Here is a 6,317-nt window from a genome sequence, read left to right on the forward strand (position 1 = left end):
ACGCCCGGTCACATTCCGAACCCGGAAGCTAAGCCCTCCAGCGCCGATGGTACTGCACTCGTGAGGGTGTGGGAGAGTAGGACGCCGCCGGACAATCTTCCAGTCGAGGGCCGCCCCATCCGGGTCGGCCCTCGACTGCGTAGCGCCATTGGTGGCGCAATGAGGAAGGATGTACCTGTGAGTTCAGGACCGCAGGGCGGAGACCGTCCCCGTCGTTACGAAGACCGTACTGACGGCCAGGGCGGCCGCGACCGCGGCCCGCGTCGCGACGACCGTCCCCCGTACCGGGGAGACCGTGACAGCGCTGGCGGAGCCCGAGGCGGATACGCCGGCGGCCGCGACGCCGGTTCCCGTGGTGGTGACCGGGACGGTTCGCGCTCGGGTACGCCTCGTGAGGGTGGCTACCGCGGCGGCGACCGCGATGGTTCGCGGTCCAGCGCTCCGCGCGAGGGTGGCTTCCGTGGTGGCGACCGCGACGGTTCGCGCTCGGGTGGCTCCCGCGAGGGTGGTTTCCGCGGTGGTGACCGCGACGGTTCGCGTTCGGGTGCGCCTCGTGAGGGTGGCTACCGCGGCGGCGACCGCGATGGTTCGCGGTCCAGCGCTCCGCGCGAGGGTGGCTTCCGTGGTGGCGACCGCGACGGTTCGCGCTCGGGTGGCTCCCGCGAGGGTGGCTTCCGTGGTGGCGACCGCGACGGTTCGCGCTCGGGTGGCTCCCGCGAGGGTGGCTTCCGTGGTGGTGACCGGGACGGTTCGCGTTCGGGTGCGCCTCGTGAGGGTGGTTTCCGCGGTGGCGACCGCGACGGTTCGCGCTCGGGTGGCTCCCGCGAGGGCGGCTTCCGGGGTGGTGACCGTCGCGAGGGTGGTTTCCGTGGTGGTGACCGGGACGGTTCGCGTTCGGGTGCGCCCCGTGAGGGTGGCTACCGCGGCGGTGACCGCGAGGGCGGCGGCTTCCGTGGTGGCGATCGTCGTGAGGGCGGCTACCAGGGCGGCGATCGCAGCCGCTCCGGCCCGTCCCGCGAGGGTGGTTTCCGTGGCGGTGACCGCGAGGGTGGGTTCCGTGGCGGCGAGCGCCGTGAGGGCGGCGGCTTCCGTGGTGGCGACCGCGATGGTTCCCGGCCTGGTGCCCCGCGTGAGGGCGGCGGCTTCCGGGGCGGTGATCGCGACGGCGGGTTCCGTGGCGGCGAGCGCCGCGAGGGTGGCTTCCGCGGTGGTGACCGCGAGGGCGGCTTCCGCGGTGGTGACCGCGACGGTGGTTTCCGCGGTGGTGACCGTCGCGAGGGCGGCGCGCCCCGCGAGGGTGGCTTCCGGGGTGGTGACCGCGATGGTGGTTTCCGCGGTGGTGACCGTCGTGAGGGCGGTTTCCGGGGCGGTGACCGTCGCGAGGGCGGCGCGCCCCGCGAGGGCGGTTTCCGGGGCGGCGAGCGCCGTGAGGGCGGCGGCTTCCGCGGCGGTGACCGTCGCGAAGGTGGCGCGCCCCGCGAGGGCGGCTTCCGGGGCGGCGAGCGCCGTGAGGGTGGTTTCCGGGGTGGTGACCGTCGCGAGGGCGGCGCCCCGCGCGAGGGTGGTTTCCGTGGCGGCGATCGCCGTGAGGGTGGCGCGCCCCGTGAGGGCGGCTTCCGGGGCGGCGACCGTGAGGGCGGCTTCCGGGGCGGCGAGCGCCGTGAGGGTGGCTTCCGCGGTGGTGACCGTCGCGAGGGCGGCGCTCCCCGCGAGGGTGGCTTCCGCGGTGGTGACCGCCGTGAGGGCGGCGCTCCCCGCGAGGGTGGCTTCCGCGGTGGTGACCGCCGTGAAGGCGGCGGCTTCCGTGGTGGCGACCGCGATGGTTCCCGGCAGAGCGCCCCGCGTGAGGGCGGCGGCTTCCGTGGTGGCGACCGTGAGGGCGGCTTCCGCGGTGGTGACCGCCGTGAGGGTGGCTACCGTGGTGGCGACCGCGAGGGCGGCTTCCGGGCCGACGAGCGGCCGCGTCGCGAGGGTGAGTTCCGCCGCGATGACCGTGGTGCGGGCTCCGGTTCGTCCGAGGGCGGGCGCAGCCAGGCTCCGGCGTTGCCGGACGACATCCTCGCGACCGATCTTGACAAGGACGTTCGCGCCGAGCTGCTCTCGCTGAACAAGCCGGTCGCCGAGTCGGTGGCGCGGCACCTGGTCGCCACCGGCCAGTTGATCGACGAGGATCCGGCCGAGGCGCTGGCGCACGCGCTGGCCGCACGGCGGCTCGCGTCGCGCATCTCCGCCGTCCGTGAGGCGGTCGGCCTGGCCGCGTACCACGCGGGGGAGTGGCAGACGGCGATCGCCGAGCTGCGCACGTACCACCGGATGAGCGGACTGCAGAGCCACCTGGCCGTGCTCGCGGACTGTGAGCGTGCCCTGGGTCGGCCGGAGCGGGCCATCGACCTGTTCCGCGGCGCCGACCGGGACAAGCTGGACCAGGCCGTGGCGATCGAGCTGCTGATCGTCGCCGCCGGCGCCCGGGGCGACCTCGGGCAGAAGGACGCCGCCGTGGCGATGCTCCAGGTCCCGGACCTCACGAGCGAGGCCACCGTGCCGTGGACGGCGCGGCTGCGTTACGCGTACGCCGACGCGCTGCTCGCGGTGGGTCGGCGCGAGGAGGCCCGCGAGTGGTTCTCCCGCGCCGCTGACGTGGACACCGAGGGCGAGACCGACGCCGCGGAGCGGCTGCTGGAACTCGACGGCGTGCTCATCGAGGGCGACGACGAGGACGAGATGGCCGAGGAGATCGCCGCTGGTCCGGGTACTCCCGGCGCGGTGCCGGCTCGACCGGACACCGAGCTCACCGCCGGTGACGACGAAGACGACGACGACGAGGACGAGGACGACGACGAGGACGACGACGAGAACGACGAAGACGACCTCGACGAGGACGACGACCTCGACGACGAGGACGACGAGGACGACGAGGACGACGAGGACGACCTCGACGACGAGGACTTCGACGACGACGAGGAGGACGGCACTGCCGGTCGCTCCGGTGTCGACGAGGACCTTGACGGCGAGGACGAGGACCGTCACCCGGGTGAGGTCGAGGCGGACACCACCGCGGCCGATGCGGCTGGCGACGGCGACGCGGTGAACACCGACGGGAGCGCTCCGGACCGGGGTGACGAGTCGGGGTCGACGCAGCGGTGAGCGCGGATGCCGGGGAGCGGCTGATCGACGGGTACACCCTGGTCGTCTTCGACCTGGACGGGGTGATCTACCTGATCGACCGGCCGATCCCCGGTGCCGCCGAGGCGGTGGCCCGGCTGCACGCTGAGGGGCGGGCGGTGGCCTACGCCACCAACAACGCCTCCCGCCGGTCCAGCGAGGTCGCCGACCTGCTGACCGGGATGGGCGTGCCAGCCCGGCCGGAGGAGGTGCTCACCTCCGCTGCGGCCTCGGCGGAGCTGCTGCGCGACCGGCTGCCCGCCGGTGCGCCGGTACTCGTGGTCGGCGCGGAGGCGCTGCGCGCCGAGCTGCGCGCTGTCGGGCTGACCCCGGTCTCCCAGGCGGATGAGAAACCGGCAGCCGTGGTGCAGGGCTACGGTCCGCAGGTCGGCTGGGCCGAGCTGGCCGAGGCGTCGCTCGCGGTGCGGGCCGGCGCGATCTGGATCGCCACCAACACCGACCGGACGTTGCCCAGTGGCCGGGGCCCGCTGCCCGGCAACGGCTCGCTGGTCGCCGTGCTGCGTACCGCGTTGGAGCGGGACCCTGACGTGGTGGTCGGCAAGCCGGAGTCGGCGTTGTTCGAGACCGCTGCCCGGCGTAGCGACGGCGGCCGGGCGCTGGTCGTCGGCGACCGGTTGGACACCGACATCGAGGGCGCCCGGCGGGCCGGGCTGGACAGCCTGCTCGTGCTCACCGGTGTCAGCCGCGTACCCGACCTGTTGGCCGCCGAGCCAAAGCGCCGTCCCACGTACGTCGCGCAGGACCTGGCGGGGCTCTTCGACCCGGCCGCCGTGGTGCGGGTCCCGGGTCCGGCGGACGCTGGCGGCTGGTCGGTGACGGACCGCGACGGTGCGCTGGAGCTGGCCGGTTCGGGTCGGCCGTTGGACGCGTTGGCCGCGCTCTGCGCGGCGGCGTGGTCGGCCCCGGTGTTGCCGCAGATCCGCTCGGTGGGACCGGATGCGGCCCACGCGTTGGAGAGCCTCGGTCTGCCCGCGGGAGGATGACCCGGTCGCCGGCCGAACGCGCCGGCGTTCGTCAGAGCAGCTTGCGCAGCTTCATCAGGTCGAACGGGTTGGCCTTGATCGACACGCGGCGGGAGGCCACTGCCCCGGTGACGTCCAGGTCGCCGCGGACCAGGGCGAGCAGGTCGTCGCTGGACGTGCTCAGCGCGATCTTGGCCTTGGGGTCGTCGCCGTCGGTCAGCTCGACCAGCCGCCCGCCGCTGATCCGGCCGTGGAAAGCGGTCTCCAGGTCGGTGATCCGGCAGGCCAGCGTCCGGTCCAGGTCGATCCGTTCACGCACCGTCTGGGCGTTGCGATCCAGCCGGGCGGCCAGCTCCTGCAATGCCTGCCGGCACTCGTCCACGCTGGCCACATCTCCCCCTTTTTGATCGCCACGCCGTCCTCGGCACCGTACCGCACAGGACAGTCCGGGGTGCCCGGTAGCGTGGCACCTGCACACCCCGCCCCGCGGAAGGATTCAGGCATGCAGGACGCGTGGCGCGCCTACCTCGAACTGGCCATGGGCCTGGCGGAGGCGCCCCGGAAGAAGGCTCAGGACGTGGCGCGTCGCCTCGTCGGCTCCGGCGGCGCGACGGCCGCCCAACTCCAGGCACTCGGTGAGGAACTGGTCACCACCGGCGCCGCCAACCGGGAGGCGCTGACCAAGCTGGTCCGTTTCGAGGTCGATCGGGCCCTCGGCGCGGTCGGCCTGGCAACCGCGGATGAGGTGGCCGAGCTGACCCGACGGGTGCGCGACCTGGAACGGCAGTTGCGCGAGGCGCGGACCGCCGAGCCGTCCGGCGCGCCGCCGGCCGGTTCCACCGCACAGCCTGACCCGACCCGCGCCGCACAGCCCGACGCCGGTCTGGTGCCGTCGGACGGCGAGGCGGGCGCTCCGGTCTCCGCGCCGGTGGCCAAGAAGGCCGTGGCGAAGAAGGCCGTCGCCAAGAAGGCCATCGCGAAGAAGGCCGTGGCCAAGAAGGCCATCGCGAGGAAGCCACCGGCGACGATCAGCCGGACCACCGACGAGGCCCCGACTCCGGCGGACATGCCGACCAAGAAGGCGGTCGGCGAGCAGCGGCCGGACGACACCCGGTGAGCGTCGCGCCGACCGACCGGAGCCCTCGGTGACCGGTGGCGTGCGCCCGGGCCCGCCGCCCGGCGCGCGTCCAGGCCCGCCGCCGGGCATCCGGCCCGGTCCGCCCGCCAGCGGGTCGTTCGCCGCCCGACCGGGCCCGCCAGCGAGCGTCCGCCCGGGCCCGCCGCCGGAGCTGGGGGACGACGAGGCGCGGCACCCTGCCGTCGACGCCGCCGTGCAGGCCATGGCCAACGCGGCGACGCTCGCCCCGGCGGACCAGATCGCGCAGTACGAGGCGGCCTACGAGACGCTGCGGGAAACCCTCGCCACCATCGACCAGACCTGAGCGGGACGACCAGGCCTGAGCAGACCGGAGAGCCACCCATGGCACGTCGTAACCGGCTGGACGCCGAACTCGTCCGCCGCGGTCTGGCCCGCTCCCGCGAGCAGGCCGCCGCGCTGGTGGAGGCCGGCCGCGTCCAGCTGCGCGGGGTGCCCGCGCGCAAGGCCGCCGCGATGGTCGACCCCGCCGACCCGCTGCTGGTCACCGGCGCCGACCCGGCCGAGGAGTACGTCTCCCGGGGCGGGCACAAGCTCGCCGGCGCGTTGGCCGTGTTCGGTCCCGCCGGGCTGACCGTCGCCGGCCGGCGCTGCCTGGACGCCGGCGCGTCGACCGGCGGCTTCACCGACGTACTGCTGCGCGCCGGTGCCGCCGAGGTGGTGGCCGTGGACGTCGGCTACGGGCAGCTCGCCTGGTCGCTGCGCACCGACGAGCGGGTCCGGGTCCTGGAGCGCACCAACGTCCGTACGCTCGACCCTGAGGTGATCGGCGGGCCGGTCGACCTCACGGTGGCGGACCTGTCGTTCATCTCGCTCCGGCTGGTGTTGCCGGCGCTGGCCGGCTGCACCCGGGAGGACGGCGACCTGGCGTTGATGGTCAAGCCGCAGTTCGAGGTGGGCAAGGACCGGGTCGGCGCCGGTGGTGTGGTCCGCGAGCCGGCGCTGCGCGCCGAGGCGGTGCTCGACGTGGCCGCCGCGGCGGCACAGCTCGGCCTCGGGCTGGCCGACGTGGCGGC

Annotated in this window: 7 protein-coding genes and 1 rRNA gene; 6 read left to right on the forward strand and 2 right to left on the reverse strand. The window is 74.7% G+C overall.

From position 1 onward, the window contains the following. A 5S ribosomal RNA gene (gene rrf, locus ACWD5O_RS36720) occupies positions 1–93 on the forward strand; the annotation flags it as partial. Between the two features lie 90 nt (positions 94–183). Here the strand turns inward: rrf and ACWD5O_RS36725 are convergent. Then, positions 184–2,139 (reverse strand): hypothetical protein, encoded by a 1,956-nt coding sequence (locus tag ACWD5O_RS36725; RefSeq protein ID WP_450088130.1) that lies wholly within the window; start codon positions 2,137–2,139, stop codon positions 184–186. Between ACWD5O_RS36725 and ACWD5O_RS36730 the strand changes: the two genes are divergently transcribed. Continuing rightward, positions 2,128–3,144 carry a hypothetical protein gene (locus ACWD5O_RS36730; RefSeq protein WP_450088133.1) on the forward strand — a complete coding sequence of 339 codons (1,017 nt, stop codon included), beginning with the start codon at positions 2,128–2,130 and terminating at the stop codon, positions 3,142–3,144. The two genes, ACWD5O_RS36725 and ACWD5O_RS36730, sit on opposite strands and share 12 nt — an antisense overlap. Then, complete coding sequence (locus ACWD5O_RS36735; RefSeq protein WP_354968507.1) at positions 3,141–4,166, forward strand: HAD-IIA family hydrolase; 1,026 nt, start codon at positions 3,141–3,143, stop codon at positions 4,164–4,166. The genes ACWD5O_RS36730 and ACWD5O_RS36735 overlap by 4 nt, the downstream gene beginning before the upstream one ends. 31 nt (positions 4,167–4,197) lie before the next feature. Here the strand turns inward: ACWD5O_RS36735 and ACWD5O_RS36740 are convergent, their stop codons facing one another. After that, entirely contained in the window at positions 4,198–4,536 is a 339-nt protein-coding gene (locus ACWD5O_RS36740) for an SCP2 sterol-binding domain-containing protein (RefSeq protein WP_354968506.1), read from the reverse strand. A gap of 111 nt (positions 4,537–4,647) precedes the next feature. On the opposite strand from ACWD5O_RS36740, the gene ACWD5O_RS36745 reads away from it, so the two are divergent. From ACWD5O_RS36745 to ACWD5O_RS36755, 3 genes are all read left to right on the forward strand, one after another. After that, on the forward strand, positions 4,648–5,262 hold the full coding sequence (locus ACWD5O_RS36745) for a phasin family protein (RefSeq protein ID WP_387328718.1): 615 nt from the start codon (positions 4,648–4,650) through the stop codon (positions 5,260–5,262). Positions 5,263–5,290: 28 nt separating this feature from the next. Beyond that, positions 5,291–5,587 (forward strand): hypothetical protein, encoded by a 297-nt coding sequence (locus ACWD5O_RS36750; protein WP_450088131.1) that lies wholly within the window; start codon positions 5,291–5,293, stop codon positions 5,585–5,587. Positions 5,588–5,625: 38 nt separating this feature from the next. Beyond that, positions 5,626–6,317: TlyA family RNA methyltransferase (locus ACWD5O_RS36755; RefSeq protein WP_450088132.1), on the forward strand; the 692-nt coding region annotated here is incomplete at its 3' end.

Source organism: Micromonospora sp. NPDC005161, assembly GCF_053599855.1.

What these genes read in the sequence shown, in the direction of transcription:
- ACWD5O_RS36745 (WP_387328718.1), top strand. Translation starts at nt 4,648, where the DNA reads ATGCAGGACGCGTGGCGCGCCTACCTCGAACTGGCCATGGGCCTGGCG.